This is a genomic window from Paenarthrobacter sp. NPDC091669 (assembly GCF_044756725.1).
Classification (GTDB): Bacteria; Actinomycetota; Actinomycetes; order Actinomycetales; family Micrococcaceae; genus Arthrobacter; species Arthrobacter bambusae_C.
In genome coordinates, this window is sequence record NZ_JBIVTK010000005.1 from 70,808 (window position 1) to 87,028 (window position 16,221).

At 63.3% G+C, this 16,221-nt stretch carries 15 protein-coding genes and 1 tRNA gene; 10 read left to right on the forward strand and 6 right to left on the reverse strand.

What is annotated here, in order from left to right:
• Positions 1-259 precede the first annotated feature (259 nt).
• Positions 260-333: transfer RNA gene (locus ACIQLI_RS10065), tRNA-Met, on the forward strand.
• Between the two features lie 123 nt (positions 334-456).
• Entirely contained in the window at positions 457-1,257 is an 801-nt protein-coding gene (locus tag ACIQLI_RS10070; RefSeq protein WP_354228127.1) for a GntR family transcriptional regulator, read from the forward strand.
• Positions 1,258-1,353: 96 nt separating this feature from the next.
• On the opposite strand, the gene ACIQLI_RS10075 is transcribed toward ACIQLI_RS10070, so the two are convergent.
• Complete coding sequence (locus ACIQLI_RS10075) at positions 1,354-2,142, reverse strand: PspA/IM30 family protein (RefSeq protein ID WP_089595640.1); 789 nt, start codon at positions 2,140-2,142, stop codon at positions 1,354-1,356.
• Between the two features lie 98 nt (positions 2,143-2,240).
• Positions 2,241-4,301 carry a TPM domain-containing protein gene (locus tag ACIQLI_RS10080; RefSeq protein ID WP_400387722.1) on the reverse strand — a complete coding sequence of 687 codons (2,061 nt, stop codon included), beginning with the start codon at positions 4,299-4,301 and terminating at the stop codon, positions 2,241-2,243.
• A gap of 321 nt (positions 4,302-4,622) precedes the next feature.
• Here ACIQLI_RS10080 and ACIQLI_RS10085 point away from each other — a divergent pair, with 321 nt between their 5' ends.
• The 6 genes from ACIQLI_RS10085 (at position 4,623) to ACIQLI_RS10110 (ending at position 11,227) form a co-directional block, all read left to right on the forward strand.
• The gene (locus ACIQLI_RS10085; protein WP_400387725.1) at positions 4,623-6,407 is read left to right on the forward strand and encodes a trypsin-like peptidase domain-containing protein; all 1,785 of its coding nucleotides are present in this window, start codon (positions 4,623-4,625) and stop codon (positions 6,405-6,407) included.
• A 243-nt stretch (positions 6,408-6,650) separates the two neighbouring features.
• Positions 6,651-7,454, forward strand: a complete 804-nt coding sequence (locus ACIQLI_RS10090) for an electron transfer flavoprotein subunit beta/FixA family protein (protein WP_354228135.1) — start codon at positions 6,651-6,653, stop codon at positions 7,452-7,454.
• A gap of 14 nt (positions 7,455-7,468) precedes the next feature.
• Positions 7,469-8,422: an electron transfer flavoprotein subunit alpha/FixB family protein gene (locus ACIQLI_RS10095; RefSeq protein WP_400387729.1), complete on the forward strand. Its 954-nt coding sequence runs from the start codon at positions 7,469-7,471 to the stop codon at positions 8,420-8,422.
• Between the two features lie 5 nt (positions 8,423-8,427).
• Positions 8,428-9,207 carry a PIG-L deacetylase family protein gene (locus ACIQLI_RS10100; protein WP_400387732.1) on the forward strand — a complete coding sequence of 260 codons (780 nt, stop codon included), beginning with the start codon at positions 8,428-8,430 and terminating at the stop codon, positions 9,205-9,207.
• A 74-nt stretch (positions 9,208-9,281) separates the two neighbouring features.
• Positions 9,282-9,827, forward strand: a complete 546-nt coding sequence (locus ACIQLI_RS10105) for a gluconokinase (protein ID WP_354228141.1) — start codon at positions 9,282-9,284, stop codon at positions 9,825-9,827.
• A complete protein-coding gene (locus ACIQLI_RS10110) occupies positions 9,824-11,227 on the forward strand; it encodes a gluconate:H+ symporter (RefSeq protein WP_354228143.1) in 1,404 nt (467 codons plus the stop codon). The genes ACIQLI_RS10105 and ACIQLI_RS10110 overlap by 4 nt, the downstream gene beginning before the upstream one ends.
• A gap of 83 nt (positions 11,228-11,310) precedes the next feature.
• On the opposite strand, the gene ACIQLI_RS10115 is transcribed toward ACIQLI_RS10110, so the two are convergent.
• From ACIQLI_RS10115 to ACIQLI_RS10130, 4 genes are all read right to left on the reverse strand, one after another.
• Positions 11,311-12,144, reverse strand: a complete 834-nt coding sequence (locus ACIQLI_RS10115; RefSeq protein ID WP_400387736.1) for an anti-sigma factor domain-containing protein — start codon at positions 12,142-12,144, stop codon at positions 11,311-11,313.
• 1 nt (position 12,145) lies between these two features.
• On the reverse strand, positions 12,146-12,751 hold the full coding sequence (gene sigK / locus ACIQLI_RS10120; protein WP_400388179.1) for an ECF RNA polymerase sigma factor SigK: 606 nt from the start codon (positions 12,749-12,751) through the stop codon (positions 12,146-12,148).
• Between the two features lie 190 nt (positions 12,752-12,941).
• Entirely contained in the window at positions 12,942-13,409 is a 468-nt protein-coding gene (locus tag ACIQLI_RS10125; RefSeq protein WP_311212760.1) for a tRNA (cytidine(34)-2'-O)-methyltransferase, read from the reverse strand.
• Positions 13,410-13,455: 46 nt separating this feature from the next.
• A complete protein-coding gene (locus ACIQLI_RS10130; RefSeq protein WP_400387740.1) occupies positions 13,456-14,400 on the reverse strand; it encodes a J domain-containing protein in 945 nt (314 codons plus the stop codon).
• Positions 14,401-14,538: 138 nt separating this feature from the next.
• Here ACIQLI_RS10130 and ACIQLI_RS10135 point away from each other — a divergent pair, with 138 nt between their 5' ends.
• Together ACIQLI_RS10135 and ACIQLI_RS10140 are read left to right on the forward strand one after the other, a co-directional pair.
• The gene (locus tag ACIQLI_RS10135) at positions 14,539-15,450 is read left to right on the forward strand and encodes a diacylglycerol/lipid kinase family protein (RefSeq protein WP_400388181.1); all 912 of its coding nucleotides are present in this window, start codon (positions 14,539-14,541) and stop codon (positions 15,448-15,450) included.
• 69 nt (positions 15,451-15,519) lie between these two features.
• Complete coding sequence (locus ACIQLI_RS10140) at positions 15,520-16,197, forward strand: hypothetical protein (protein WP_400387743.1); 678 nt, start codon at positions 15,520-15,522, stop codon at positions 16,195-16,197.
• Positions 16,198-16,221 lie beyond the last annotated feature (24 nt).

Sequence of the window (16,221 nt, forward strand, 5' to 3'; positions counted from 1 at the left end):
GCTGGGCTCATAACCCAGAGGTCACAGGTTCAAATCCTGTCCCCGCAACTGGAGAAAAGATCCGGATCAGTAATCACTGATCCGGATCTTTTGTTTCCCCCCGGAGACCTATTGCATTCATTGTCCCGAGGTATCCGCGAAAGTGATCACGGAGGTCGACGCGCATCCGCCGGCTCCTGGGTGTGGAAGTGATCTGCGGCACCATGGCCTCCATATGGTCAGAAGCACCCTGGATGGTGCGGTAGAGTTGATCTTGCGACGCGGGGTGGAGCAGTTCGGTAGCTCGCTGGGCTCATAACCCAGAGGTCACAGGTTCAAATCCTGTCCCCGCAACTGGAGAAAAGATCCGGATCAGTAATCACTGATCCGGATCTTTTGTTTAACCGGCCTTCGGAATGACGGGTGCTAGCATCGGATCCGGATTTACTGAGCCATGAAAGGGTATGGGACGGGCCGATGGTCAATGAAGACAGCAATCCAGGCCTCACTCGTGAAGTCCTTCAGAGGGACAGCCCCGTTGCTGTCTACCAGCAGGTGGCTGACGTTCTGGTGGACCAGGTCAGCCGGCTGGAGCCAGGATCCCGGATACCTACGGAAGAGTCCCTGATGGACGAGTACGGCATTAGCCGCACCACAGTCCGGAAGGCGATCGAGACACTCGTGGTCAAAGGCCTGTTGGTTCGCAGGCAGGGCAAGGGGACGTTCGTGATGGCCCAACGTCCGGTCAAAATGCTGAACCGCCTGGCTCCTTTCATGGAGACGTTCACGGCGGCGGGGATGAAGACCGTCAAAGGCCTTATCGAATACAAATGGATGGAAAAGGACAAGTCAGTGCCGGCAAAACTGGTCTCTGATGACAACCTTGTCCTGGTGATCCGCCGATCGTATTCAAGCGCCGGCTGGCCGTATGCCATTGCGGAGATCTTCATCCCTTCGCACATCGGGCGCCACATCAGCCTTGCGGATGCCGAACGGAATTCCATCTACCAAGTCATCCAGGACAGGACGCTGAAGCCACTCCAGCGGGCGGAAATCACTGTCACCATGCATGAGCCCCCGGAGCACCTCGCAGACGCTCTCAACGTCCGTGGCTTCGCCATGGTGCCCCGACTGGAGCGGACCACGTTGGGCCCCCACGGCGAGGTGCTGGAATGCACGGTGACCTACTTCCATCCGAAAGGGTTCGAGATCCGTGCTGAAGTGGCTACCGACGTAAGCCCCGGGCAGGAACCCATGGTTCAAACTGCGGCGGGCTAGATACACGCATTCACAGAAAATGGGCCGGATCCTTTGGAGGATCCGGCCCATCGGCTTGGTTCAGCGGTACATCGCGGGCACTTTGCCCGCTAAGTGCTAGAGCTTGTCGAAGTCAGCTTCGTCGACGGTTGAGCCGGTGGTAGCGGCTGCGCCGGCGCCGATGGCCGGCTTGGAACCACCGGACTTCAATGCTGCAAGGCGGGCCTCGATTTCCGTCTGCTCTCCAAGGTCCTCCAGCTGGTTGAACTGGGCGTCGAGGCTGGAGCTGGCGAGCTCCTGCTGGCCCAGGACCTTGGCCTCTTCGCGACGGATCTTCTCTTCGAAGCGGCCTACCTCGCTGGTGGGGTCCATGATGTCGATGCTCTTGAGGGCATCGTGAACCTGGGACTGCGCCGCTGCGGTCTTGGAGCGTGCCACGAGCTCGTTGCGCTTGGCAGTGAGCTGGTTCAGCTTGCCCTTCATCTGGTCGAGCCCGGTCTTGAGCTTGTCCACTACCTCGGTCTGGGATGCGATGCTCGGCTCAGCTGCCTTGGCCTCGGACTCTGCGGTCATCTGGCGCTGGATGGCCACCTTGGCAAGGTTGTCGAACTTCTGGGCATCGACGGGGTCGCCGGCGGAGCGGTACTCGTCGGCCTTCCGGGATGCCGCGAGGGCCTTGTTGCCCCAGTCCTGGGCGTTCTTGATGTCCTCGTTGTAGTCCGCCTGCAGCATCCGGAGATTACCGATGGTCTGGGCCACGGCTGATTCGGCCTCGGCAATGTTGTTCGTGTAGTCGCGGACCATCTGGTCCAGCATCTTCTGCGGGTCCTCAGCCTGGTCCAGCAAAGCATTGATGTTTGCCTTGGCGAGCTGTGAGATCCGACCGAAAATGGACTGCTTAACCATGGTGTTGCCTTTCGTCCTGCTCAGTGGTGCCACTGAAATCAGTGATCAGTTGTTGTACCGCTTCTATGCGGGGCATGGACCCCACCTAGTCTGTCTGGCTAGAAGCTGCCGGAGTCTCCGCCGCCGAAGTCGCCTCCGCCGCCGCCGAAGTCGCCTCCGCTACCGGAATCACCGCCGAAGAAGCCACCGCCGCCTCCGCCGTCATTCCCGCCGCCCCAGCCGCCTCCGCCGCCGTTGAAGATGGAGTTGATGAGAATGCCGCCGAGGATGGCACCGCCGAGGCCGCCACCGCCGCCACCGCCGCCGAACATGCCACCGCGTCCGTATCCTTGCCCCTGGTCCGCGTAGCCGAACTGGTCCACGTCGGACTGTGCAAGCTGGGCAGCCTGGGCAGCGAGTGAATGGGCCTGCTGCGCGTAGGTGAGAGCGGTCACGGGGTCATTCCGTGAGATGGACAGAGCGTAGTCGAGGTTGCGCTGAGCTTCGGCGAGCCGGGTCCGTGCCTCGGTACCCACGCCACCGCGACGAGCTGTGATGTAATCGGACGTCGCGCTGATCTGGGCCTGGGCAGCCATGATGGTCTGCTGCAGCGATGCTTGTGCGCGGCGGGCCTGCTCCTGCTGGTTGCGAATCCCGGAGAGGGACTGGTCCAGTGCCTGATGGGCGGACTCCACACGGCCAAGGGTGGCAATGGGGTCGATTTTTCCGCCCTGAATCTCCGTTTTGACCTGCGCAAGTGCGGCTTCCACACCAGCCACAGGGCCGGCAAGTTCCGGGTGTTCGCCGGATTGGATCATGGCCCGGGCTTGGGCAAGGTCCTGACTGGTTTCAGCCACTGCGCCTTCCAGTGAAGCCCGGGCCTCGTCCAGGCTTCCGGCTGTCTTGGAGATGGCATCGATCAACACGGTGGTCTGGTGCAGGCTTTCCTCGGCAGCACGTACTGCCACGGCCGCAAGACTGCTCTCGCCGGCGGACAACTTCTCTTGGGCTGCGGTGACGGCATTCTGCACGAACGCAAGACGCTCTTTAGCCTGCAGGATGTTGTCGGAGACCTGTGTCAATGCGGACTCGGCGTATTTGGCGCGCAGTCCCTCGAGCGATTGCTCGGCGCTGGCGATCTTCGAGTCCGCGTCCTTGGCTCCCGCGGACACCGCTGCAAGGGCCTGGGGGGCGTTCTTTTCGAGCTCCCGCAAGGAGTCGAAATCGGCTTTCTGGTCACGCAGTGAAGCCAGTGCTGCTTCCGACCGGCGGATGATCTCCCCGAGCCAGCTCCGCTGCTGTTCTTCTGTGTCAGGGATATGGTCATCGAGCTGCTGCTGGAGTTTGAAGGACTCCGTCATGTGGCCCTTGGCTTCTTCCAGAGCTTTGGTGAAGTTGCCAATCGCGGAATCACCGTACTGTGCCTGGGCAAATCCGAGTTCCTGCTCACTGGACTTGATGGCGTCATCCGCCTCGATCAACAGCGAGCCGCTCTTCTGGCGCAGTTCCGGGATGCTCAATCCGGCGAGCGGATCAAGCTGTTCTCCTTGTGGCCCATAGCTGGCGCTGACGGCCTTGGTGCCGCCCTTCTTGCGGCGGTTTCGAAGGTAGAGGTAGGTTCCGGCACCACCGGCTGCTACTACGCCGACGCCGACGAGAACACCGACGCCTGCATTTCCGCTGGGCACTGTGCCACTTCCGCCGCCTGCGGCGTCGCCGATGGCCGCAGCCGTATCAATGGCTGCCTGGGGGAAGTCCTTCTTGCCGCCTGCCAGATTCGCGGTCACAGCGTTTTGCATGATGGTGGCCTGCTTTGAGCGGATCGAACTCTCGGAGTTCAGTACAAAGGTGTACTGGCCGGCAGCGGCAATTGCCAGAATCGCATCAGCCTTGCCCATGCCCCTGTTCTTGGCAACGGCATTGGCCCAGGCGGCAGGATCGGTCGGATTCTCGAACTTGTCCACTGTGACCACGTACAGGTTGTACTTATGGTCCTTCAGTGTCTTTTGGATGGCTTCCTGGACTTCGCCTGTCCGGCCACCCAAGAGGTTGGCGTCGTCCACGATGTTCTTGCCGGACGGAATGGTCACCGGATCGGCGGCCCAGGCGGCAGTGGCCGGGAAGGCCAACATTCCAGCCAGGCCGATCACGGCGAGTACGCGTTTAACTATTGACCGCATGTGCAACCCTTCAGCACGTCTGCGACTGGAACAAGGCGTACCAATCGTCACAGAATGCTCAGCGCCCCCACGCATGGTGTAAAGCCGCAGGTCGCTGTGGCAATTCCTCTTGATTCTATGGTGCACCCCATGACCCGTCCACAGGGGTGAATATGCCACCAGCGAAATATGGAATCGGGCTGGATTGTCCAGCCGTTGAAGGTAATCCAGTAAGAGTCCGGAGAGGCCGCGTGCGCCTTTCAGGAAGCTCCCAGCGAACGTCCGCTTTTGTTCCAGTTATTGGGTCCATAGTTGTTGGAGACAAGGACGAAAGGAAGACCCATGACGGAGAACCCAGCGCAGGGCACCGCACCGGAGGATCGCGAGCCATCAGAGCCGCGGGACACCACCAGCGACCACAGTGATGCCACCGCCACCCAGCAGCAGCCTGCCTGGACGTCAGAGCAAGGGGCAGGTGCGGAGAACGCTGCACAGCCCACTACGCCGCTGCCGGCCTTCCAGTCGAATGCCTCCCCGGAGCCCCAGCCAAACCCGGAGCCCCAGCCAAACCCGGAGCCCCGGCCAAGCCAGGAGCGCCACCCCGGGCAACAGCCCCAGCCCGGCCAGGAGAACGCCCCGGCGCAACACGCCAGCCAGCACGCGGCCCCGGCCCAGCACACACCCCAGCAGTACACCGCACAGCACGGAGGGCAGCACGCCAGCCAGCACGCGGCTCCGGCCCAGCCGTCCACCCAGCACAACGCCACCACGCAGCAGCCGCAGTACTACGGCGTGCCGCAGCAGGACCCGGCCCACCGCCCAAGCTACCCCCAGCACCAGCCGTTCTACGGCGGAGGCGCCAGCCCCCAAGGCCAGCACGGTCCTGGAATGCAGCACGCTCCCGCCGACGCCAATGGTCCCACCAAGCGCAAGCCTGCGTTCGGTGTGGGAACCCTGGTAGCCAGCATGCTGGCGGCAGGACTGATCGGTGGCGGCGTCGTGGCCGGAAGCAATGTGCTCTGGGACCAGCCGGCTCCGGCCGCGTCGACGAGTGGACAGTCCAGCACGGTCATCGTCAATAACAAGGATGACGTGAACGTGATCACCGCGGCTGCCGCCAAGGCTTCGCCCAGCGTGGTGACCATCAAGGCAACCAGTGGCAATGAAGGTGGAACCGGTTCCGGCATCATCCTCGATGACCAGGGCCACATCCTGACGAACACCCACGTTGTGACGCTCGACGGCGCAACGGCCAACGCCGCCATTGAGGTGCGGACCAACGACGGTAAGGTTCTCAAGGCCACCGTGGTGGGCACTGACCCGTTGTCAGACCTCGCCGTGATCAAGGTCAGCGACGCTTCCGGACTGGTTCCCGCAACACTCGGTGACTCTTCCAAGATCAACGTGGGGGACACCGCCGTCGCCATCGGTTCGCCGCTGGGCCTCACCGGTACGGTGACGGATGGCATTGTCTCCACGCTCAACCGGACCATCAGCGTTGCTTCGTCGGCGGTGCCGGAGGGAACGCCTGACGAAAGTCAGGGCGACGACGAGGGCTTCCAGTTCGCGCCCCCCAACGGCGGCCAGAGCCAGCGCACAGCCAATGAAGGCTCCATCGCCATCAATGTCATCCAGACTGACGCGGCCATCAACCCGGGCAACTCCGGCGGGGCGCTGGTGAACAACAAGGGCGAAGTCATTGGTGTCAACGTTGCGATCGCCTCTGCTGGCAGTGGCACCTCCGATTCCTCCACCGGCAATATCGGCGTTGGCTTCAGCGTGCCGATCAATCACGCCAAGCGCGTAGCCCAGGAAATCATCGACTCAGGGAAGGCCAGCCACGGACAGTTCGGTGTGTCGGTTCGCTCCAAGTCGTCTACGGGCAGCGATTCGGGATTCTCCGTGGGTGCCGAGGTTGCCGCGGTGACCACCGGCTCGGCCGCAGCGAAGGCCGGGCTCAAGGTGGGCGATGTCGTGACCAAGTTCGGCGATTACACGGTCAGTGACCCGAACCAGCTGACGGCCGCTGTGCGCGAGCAGCCTGCCGGTGCCAAGGTCAAGGTCACCATTCAGCGCGGTGGCCAGAGCCAAGAGGTCGAGGTCACCCTCGACGCTGCCCAGCAATAGGCAGGAACAGCGTACGACGGCGGGCGTCACCTCACGGGTGGCGCCCGCCGTCGCGCCGTTCCCGGTACTCAAGCGACGACGCCGGCCAGAGGAATCTGAAACAGGGGTTAACGCGGGGAGTGGTTTTCTGCGGGCAATATGCTTAGCTAGGACGAGCCCACGCGCTGGGCAATACACGGCCACGCTGTTGCGGTTGGCCGTCCACAAGCATGGAAGGCTGCTTCGAAGACAGTGGAAGAGACATTGAAGATTGTCGTTCTGGTCAAGCACGTCCCGGACGCGCAGTTCGACCGGCACATCACCGGACCTGGCAACACAACCGACCGTGACGAGAGCATCTTGTCCGAGCTGGATGAGTACGCACTTGAGGCAGCGTTGCAGCTGGCCGAGGAACGTGGCGGACCAAAAGCCGGCAACGAGGTCATCGCGTTGAGCATGGGACCGGCCGGCGCCGTTAATGCGGTGAAGAAGTCGCTCCAGATCGGTGCGTACTCGGGCGTGCACCTGAGCGATGATGCTTTGGCCGGTTCGGATGCCGCGGCCACCTCCCTGGCTCTCGCAGCCGCCATCCGCTACCTTTCTGCTGATGGCCGCCCGGTGGACCTGGTCCTGACCGGCATGGCGTCCACTGATGGTGAGACGTCGCTGATCCCGGCCCAGCTGGCCGAGCGCTTGCAGTTCCCGCAGGTCACCTTTGCCTCAAGCCTGGAGGTTGCCGGCAGCCAGGTCACGGCCCGCCGTGATGCCGGCGCTTTCTCTGAAACCGTGGAAGCGCAGCTTCCTGCCGTTGTCTCGGTGACAGACCAGATCAACGAGCCGCGCTATCCCAACTTCAAGGGCATCCTTGCGGCCAAAAAGAAGAAGATTGCCTCCCTGTCGCTGGCCGACATCGGTGTTGACGCCTCGCAGGTGGGCTTGGCCGGCTCCTGGACCGTGGTGGAGTCTGCGGAGGCCCGCCCGCCGCGGACAGCCGGCACCATCATCACCGACGACGGCGACGCCGGCATCAAGCTGGTCGACTTCCTCGCCGCACAGAAGCTGCTCTAAAGGGGATCGCAACTATGGCAAATGCACTTGTTTTCATTGATAACCCGGGAGCAGCTCTCAAGAAGAGCAGCCTGGAGCTCCTGACCATCGCCCGCTCAGTGGGCGAGACCGCCGTCGCGTTCACCGGTGAGCTGCACGACGACGTCGCCGCCACCTTGGGTGCCTACGGCGTCGCCACCGTTTACCAGCCGTCGGCGGAGGACCTCGACAACTACCTGGTGGGCCCGAAGGCCGCCTACCTCGCCGCTGCCGTGCACGCGTCGGGAGCAACAGCCGTGCTCCTGGACAACTCGCCGGAGGGCAAGGAAATTGCGGGCAGGCTTGGTATCAAACTCAACGCCGGCGTTATTACCGACGTCGTGGGCGTGGAGGCTGATGGCACCGCGCACAAGTCGGTTCTCGCAGGCTCTTACAACACCACGGCAAAGGCCACCACTTCGGTGACGGTTCTTTCGGTCAAGGCAAACAACGTTGAGCCTGCACCGGCCGGTGCAGCGGGAACTCCTTCAACTGTCACGGTTGACGTTCCGGCGGACGCCTTGGCGAACTCTGCACGCATCGCGTCGCGGTCCGAGAAGCCGGTCAGTGGCCGGCCGGACCTCAGCGAAGCCCGGATCGTCGTGGCCGGCGGTCGTGGCGTGGACGGCGACTTCGGTCCCGTGGAAGAGCTTGCAGATGCACTGGGTGCCGCAGTGGGTGCATCCCGCGCTGCTACCGACGCAGGCTGGATCGGACACGACGCGCAGGTGGGCCAGACCGGTGTCACGGTTTCGCCCCAGCTCTACATCTCGGCCGGCATCTCCGGAGCCATCCAGCAGAAGGCCGGCATGCAGACCTCCAAGGTCATTGTGGCCATCAACAAGGACGCGGAGTCGCCGGTCTTCGAAATTGCCGACTACGGCATCATCGGTGACCTCTTCAAGGTCCTCCCGCAGGCTGCTGCCGAGATCAAGAAGCGGAAAGGCTGATCCCTTTGTCTCCTGGCGTTTCGTCAGCAAAGAGCCCGTTCGACGCCTCCTCGGAGCGCGTTGAGCGGGTGCTTTGTTTTACTGCCCATCCTGACGACATCGACTTCGGCGCCGCCGGTACTATTGCGGCGTGGACCGCGGCCGGCGTCGAGGTCAGCTATTGCATCATGACTGACGGCGATGCCGGAGGCTTTGATCCGGTGGACAGGGAACGGATCATCGAGCTCCGCGCGGAGGAGCAGAAGCAGGCAGCCGCCTTGGTGGGCGTCAGCGATATCCACTATCTGCACGAGCGCGATGGCTATCTTGAACCGACGCATGGCGTCATCAAGCAGATTGTGAAACTGATCCGGGAAATCCGTCCGGACATCGTGGTGACCATGCACCCGGAACGTAACTGGGATCGCCTCCAGAAGAGCCATCCGGATCACCTCGCAGCCGGCGAGGCCGTCACCCGGGCTGTCTATCCTGCGGTGGAGAACCCCTTTGCCTACCCGGAACTGGCCGAGGCTGGCCTGGGCGCCTTCAAGCTGCCATGGCTGTGGTTTATTTCCAGCCCGGAGGCCAGGGAGAACCACTTTGTGGATGTCTCGGGCCAGGTCGATGCCAAGCTGGAAGCCATCCGTATCCATGCTAGCCAGCATCCCGATATTGACGGCATGGAGCGTGTTGTCAGGGGCTTGATGCTGGCCAACGGAGAACGTGCGGGGCTGCCTGCCGGGACCAGCGCTGAGGGCTTCCATGTGGTGTCGGTGAACGGATCGAGCACCATCGCCGGCTTCTGACGTTGCCGTGGTGTAACCCGTGTCATATGCTTGATCTCGGTTAAATCATATTTATTCGAGGAAGGCAGACTTTGATGGCGAAGACTGCGCAACAACCCGTACTGGTGATTATGGGAGTCTCCGGGTCCGGGAAATCGACCGTCGCCGGCGTTCTGGCCGGCAAATTGGGCTGGGACCTGGCCGAAGGCGACGACCTTCATCCTGCAGCGAATGTGGCCAAAATGCAGGCCGGGCAAGCCCTCAGTGATGAGGACCGCTGGCCGTGGCTGGGTATCATTTCGGACTGGATCCGGGAGCACGTGGAGGCTGGAACGCCGGCTATTATTACGTGCTCGGCACTGAAGAAGAAGTATCGCGATGTTCTCCGCGGCGAAGGCGTAGTGTTCGTCTTCCTGCAGGGGAGCAAAGACAAGATCTCTGATCGCCTGGCATCCAGGCACGGCCACTTCATGCCGCCGTCGCTCCTTGAATCCCAGTTCGACGCCCTGGAGGAGCCCACGGAGGAGGAGGACCACATCTCGCTGTGTGTTTCCGCATCGCCGGCCGAAGAAGCCGACGAAGTCATTGAGCGGCTGGGTCTTCGGCCTGCTGGTGCCGACACCGAATCGACCGTCTCGTGAAGGTCCTGGATACCGCGACGCAAGTGCAGGAATGGACCGGGCACGACACCCAACTCCTTGTAGTCGCCGCACTGGGCATTGCGCTGATCGTGGTGCTGATCGCGAAATTGAAGCTCCACCCGTTCCTGGCGCTGGTCCTGGGATCTGCCTTCGTGGGCCTGGCCTCCGGAGTGGAACTGGGCAAGGTCATCACCAACTTCGAGGACGGGGTTGGCAGTGTCCTCAAGGAAGTCGGGCTGCTGATTGCGCTCGGAGCCATGCTCGGCAAGCTGCTGGCCGATTCCGGTGGCGCCAACCGTGTGGTGGACACCTTGCTGGCCAAAGCCAGCGGCAACAAGCTGGTCTGGATGATCACCCTGGTAGCCGTGATCATTGGCTTGCCCATGTTCTTCGAAATCGGGCTCGTGCTGCTGCTTCCGGTGATCGTCCTGGTCACCCAGCGGTCCAAGATGAAGCTGATGCGCATCGCGATCCCCGCGCTGGCCGGTTTGTCCGTGCTGCACGGACTGGTACCGCCGCACCCGGGACCGCTGATTGCCATCAGCGCCGTCAAGGCCGAGCTGGGAACAACACTCGGCTTGGGCATCCTCGTGGCGATTCCCACCGTCATCATCTGTGGCCCGCTCTTCTCCCGGCTCGCCGCGCGGTGGGTGCCCGTTGATGCTCCGGCCGTAGCCGGCGGCATCGACACCCAGCATGCGGCCGACCTGAGTGAGGTCAAGCGCCAGCCATCGTTCCTGGTGACGCTGCTGACCATCATCTTCCCGGTGGTGCTGATGCTGCTGAAGGCTTTGGGCGGCATCATCTGGCCGAACCCGGAGACAGCGCCTGCCCTCCGGATCTTCTTTGATTTTGTGGGCCAGCCTTTGGTGGCCATGACACTGGCCGTGCTGTTGGCCATCGTCACCTTCGGCTACGCTGTGGGCTTCACTGGCAGCAGGATCACGGCCAAGCTGGGCGAGAGCCTGGGGCCGATCGCGGCGATCCTCCTCATTGTCGGTGCCGGTGGCGGTTTCAAGCAGACCCTGATCGGAGCCGGAGTAGGGGACTCCGTGAAGAAATGGGCCGAGGGCGCCAATATGTCGGTTCTGGTCCTCGGCTTCATCGTTGCGGTGGCACTCCGCCTCGCCACGGGCTCTGCGACGGTGGCCACAGTAACGGCCGCCGGCATCGTGGCACCCCTTGCCAGCAGCCTGAGCCCGACGCACGCAGCCTTGCTGGCCCTGGCCATCGGGGCAGGCTCCCTGTTCCTGTCCCACGTCAACGATGCCGGATTCTGGTTGGTCAAAGAACTGTTCGGGCTCACCGTCGGGCAAACGTTCAAGACCTGGTCCGTCATGGAGACACTGATCTCTGTGGTCGGGTTCGGCTTCGTGATGCTTCTGTCGCTCGTGTTATAGCTGCGAAAGCAACTGCGTAAAGCTCGACGGCGGCCGTCCCCAAGGTGGGACGGCCGCCGTCGGGCGTTAATTCCTGTTCAGCGTCAGGCGCTCAGCGCGACCACCAGGACAGGGTCTGTGGTGGGGGCACTTGATCCGCCCGTGGGTTCCACGGTGATGGCAACCGAGGATGCCGAGGAAAGGCCCTTGACCACGGCCGGCTTGGAAAGTGTCTGGGCGTCCATGGTGCCCTGCGGAACCGGGGCAGAGCCGTCCTTGGGCAGGGTCCACAGCTGGTAGACCTTGCCCTCCGGGGCGGGGGCAACGCCATCCATCAGAACCACGAAGGAGTCCTTGGCCGACGACGCGGAGATGGTGGCCGTACCACCGCCGGGAACGGGCGCGGACTTCTGCTGGACATCCTGTGCCTGCAGCACCTGGTTGACGGGGTCGTTCTGCACCGAGACGTAGGCGCCCACACCGATGCCACCGAGTGCGATCACGGCCGCAGCGGCCGCTCCGATGATCCATCTGCGGGCGCCCCCGGTGCGCTGGCGTTCCTCGCGCTTTGCCCTGGCGGCCGCGAGGTCGTCGACGGCGGGACGCAGCGCCGGCGGGGCAACCGGCCCGGCAGGCGCTTGGGCGGCAGCATCCGTGGTGATGCGTTCCATGATGTTATCGAAGAGCCTGGCTGGTGGCGCTTCCTCCGGGGCAAAGCTGACTGCGAGGGTCTCGCGGGCTTCGCGGACCCGCTCCAGGAATTCAGGTCCTTCGGGAGCATCCTTGACGTAGTCATCGATCATGGCCCGTTCGTCGTCACTGACGGCGTCCAGAGCATAGATCTCAGCCAGCTCGAGGACGCGTCCCTCGGCGAGGTCGGTAGCGATGTCGTTGGCAAACATTCGGCGGATAAAGCCTCCACTGGTGTTCTCGCTCATATCAAGCCACCCCCAGGCAGGTCTTGAGGCGCAGCAGCCCGTCACGGATGCGGGACTTGATGGTGGGGACGGCGGCGCCCAGGTGCTCGGCGACTTCCCGGTAAGTCAGGCCGCCGTAGTAGGCAAGGCGGACGGATTCGCGCTGGGTGTCGGTCAGTGTGCCGAGGCATCGGCTGACTGCTTCAGCTTCCAGGTTGGTGTCGGCTTCCTCTGCCACCAGGTCCCGATCGGGGTCCTGGCTTGCTGCGCCGTATCTGGCCTCGCGGTCGGTGGCAGCCTGCACGGTACGGACGCGGTCAATGGCGCGGCGATGGGCGATGGTCATGAGCCACGCCAGCGGGGTTCCGGCAGCGCGATCGAATTTGCTTGCGCCCTGCCACACCTGGAGGAAAACTTCCTGGGTGGCGTCCTCGCTCAGATCCGGGTCTATCAGGACGCGCTTGGCCATGCCGAAGACGCGCCGTGAGGTCAGGCGGTAGAACTCGGCAAAAGCCGGCTGGTCACCGGCAGCCACGAGCTCGAGCAAGGCAGTCAACTGAGTATTCAAGTCTGTCGCGTTGCCTGTGGCCTCGAAGACCGGGGGTCCGGGGTTGTTGGGGATGTCCATCACTGTCCAGCATATGTCGTCCCGTTTGAAACCGGCAGCACGGCCATATGGTGTTGCGGGCGTGGCGGCGCAGCGGTCTACCGTTGTCACCCTGGTCTGCAGCGCGCTCACGAATGCTCCCTCAACGAATGTCCTGATGCAGGACCTGTCCCTGCATAAGGTATTCGGTGCCGTGGCGCCCTTGGATGGGCTACACCTTGGCGCCTGCGAACCCGTTCTGGCGCCAGGCCTCGAACACGGCGATCGAGGCAGCATTGGCCAAATTGAGCGAACGAAGTGACGGCTTCATGGGAAGGCGGACACGGGCGGTGACGTGCGGGTCCTGCTTCAGCCAGTCAGGCAGGCCAACCGACTCGGGCCCGAACATCAGGACGTCGCCCTCACGGTAGCTGATATCCGTATAGGACGTTTCGCCGTCGGACGTGTAGGCGAAGACGCGTTCCGGTTGCAGGGCCTCCCACGCGGCGTCGATGTCCTTATGAACGGTCACCACCGCAAGGTCGTGGTAATCCAGGCCGGCGCGGCGAAGCTTGGCATCGGAAAAGTCGAAGCCGAGGGGTTCCACCAAATGGAGCTCGGCTCCCGTGATGGCGGCCAAGCGGATGGCGTTGCCCGTGTTGCCCGGGATTTCAGGGGTGTGGAAGAGGATGCGGAACACTGTTCCATCTTAGCCAGCCAAGACCTGCCTCCGGTGGCACGATCGCCTAGTGCATCCCGCGCAGCAGCCGCGCCAAAACCGGAACCACCACGGTGTTGGGCGCCGGCCCCGAGCTCAGGAACTGCTTCAGACCCCTGACCAGCCCGGCCGCGTTGACTACTTCCACGGCACTGTTGCTGGACTGGCCTTTGCCATACTGGTCGATCACCGGTTCGTGCAGGTTGCCATCGGGACTGTGCAAGACAACCCATCCGGTCACATTGAGTTCAGGGAAGATGTCCTGCATATGCCGGACAATGTGGGCAAGCTGCGGGGGAGCGACGGATCGTCCGCCATGCCGCAGCGAATGTCCATCCCAGGCGTAGGCACCCTTGGGGAGGAGCATGGAACCCACCAAGGCCAGCCGGTAGCCGGACAGAACAGCGTGGTCGATGTGGTTGTTGTCCGACGGCGAGCGGAGACCGTTGATGAGCCGGGCCGCAGGAATGGCAGGCAGGACCTGCCTGCTGATGAGCTGGACGGTACGCATTTCCCGTTGGATCCGTGCTTCGGCACCAAAGATGCCACGCTTGCGCGGTAACCCATGGACCTGCTGTGCTGCTTCCGCAGCAGAAATGAGCGGCACTTCATCGGGTTCGTCGAAGGCCGGGACGTAGACAGGGGGATCACCTGCTGTGTTGCGCTGGGACTGGGGTCGTCTGACGCTGCCCGTGGCGAAAGGGCCCGGCGCTGCGGCGCCCGTGTAGTCCCCGGGCTGCGGCTGGCCGCGGCCAGAGGAGCCACTGGCGTACCTGCGATCGTATTCAGCCCTCCGCTGAGGGTCGATCAAGGTTTCGTAGGCGAGAGTGACGCGCCGGAACATTTCGGCTTCTCCGCCGTGGTCGGGGTGCGCCTTCCGGGCAGCCTTGCGGTAGGCGACCTTGATCTCCTTGTCCGTAGCTGTGACGGAAACACGGAGAACCTGATAGTGCGAACTGCTGCCGTCGGCCAAGCACGGGCCCTTCTCTAAAGGTGGTGCGCTCCAAGGAGGCGCGGTAGTGGCCAGTTTATCCAGCCACTATGTGAACGTTGGTATCGGGGCGGGTGGTTCCCGGCTGGCATAATTCACGCTGTGACCCCACCGGCAGCCATGAACCCCTCCAGCACGGCGGGCACGATCGCTGTGGCGGTAAACCCTGCGGCTTCCTTTGGCCGGACCCGCAATGCCGGGGACCACGCCGCAGCACAGTTCCGCGCCGCCGGACGGGACGTCGTCGTCCTCGAAGCGGATGGTTACGACGCCCTGCAGCGGCTTGTAGCCCAAACCCTTTCCGGTACCGCAGTAGACGCCCTGGTGGTGGTGGGAGGTGACGGCATGGTTCATCTGGGGGTCAACGCGCTCGCCGGTCGGGACGTTGCCCTGGGTATCGTTCCCAGCGGAACGGGTAACGATGTTGCCCGACTCCTGGGATTGCCGCTTCATGACACCGCCGCTGCCTGCCGCCTCATCCTGGCCGCCATGGTGTCAGGTGGACGGACCATCGACGCCGGACGGATTGCTGTGGATGGGCAGACCACCTATTTTGCCGGAGTTCTCTCGGCCGGATTCGACGCCGCAGTCAACGAACGGGCCAACTCGTGGCGCTGGCCTCGCGGAAAGGGCCGCTACAACCTGGCGATGCTCGTGGAGCTGGGTTCCTTCCGGCAGATCGACTATACGGTGACTGCCGATGACGTGACCTGGCGCCAGCCGGCGTTGCTGATTTCGGTGGCGAACGGGCAATACATCGGCGGCGGCATGCGGATCACCCCGGACGCTTCGCCCGACGACGGCTTCTTGGATCTCTTTGTGGTCAAACCCTTGTCACGGCTACGATTCCTCGCGGTATTTCCAAAAGTTTTTGCCGGCAGGCACACCAGCCACCCCGCCGTGGAGATCAGGCGCGTCCGGAAGGTGCGGTTGGAGGCGAAAGGCGTGGTGGCGTATGCGGACGGCGAGCGCATCGGTGCGTTGCCTGTCGACGTCGATATTGTTCCAGGTGCGCTGCGGGTCCTCGCCTAGGCGGGCCTGACGGCTAGACTCGATCGCGGCAGATGCCATGCCATCCGGCAGGGCAGGGGATAAGGAGCGATGGTGGCGCGAAACGTTCGACGACGGGTGGCTGGGATTGCTGCCCTGGCGGCCGTTGGCGCCGTGATGGCGGGCTGCACCGTTAACGTTCCTGATCCAGCGGCGCCCAAACCGTCGCCGTCGGAGTCCACGCTGGCGACGCCCAGCATCACGCCCGGGCATGATGCGGCCGCTGTTGCGGCGAAGGACTTGCCGTTGGCAGCTGGGAAGACGTTGGCTCCGGGGGATCCGGTGACGGTCTCCACCCGGCTGGAAGAAGTTCCGGGGTGGACTGTGGTGCATTCCGGCCTTCAGGGCGAAGTCCGGTATCGGAAGAATGATGGTTGCACCCTGGCAGCCCGCGTCAGCGTCAACCAGGGTCCCTTGACCGTCGCGGAGGATGACGCGGCCTCCACCAAGGAGCTCTTCCGTTACCTTGATCCCGGCCTTGCGGTGGATAACCTGAAGCCGGTGTCGCTGCGGTGGGGGCAGGACTCGGATAAGCCGCAGCACAACGTGGAATTCCTCGCTTTGGAATCGTCAGCCGCATCGGGCGGCAACGCGGCCGTGGTGATGGCCCGGTTGTTCAGTGTTCCGGCGTCGTCGGTGTATATCTCGGTGGCTTGCCCGGATGACGGTTCCTTGGACAAGGCCCGTGCTGAAGCGGCGGCCCAGCTTGTGGTGGTCCCGCCAAGTTAAGCAGCCTGTGCTGCATGCATCGTG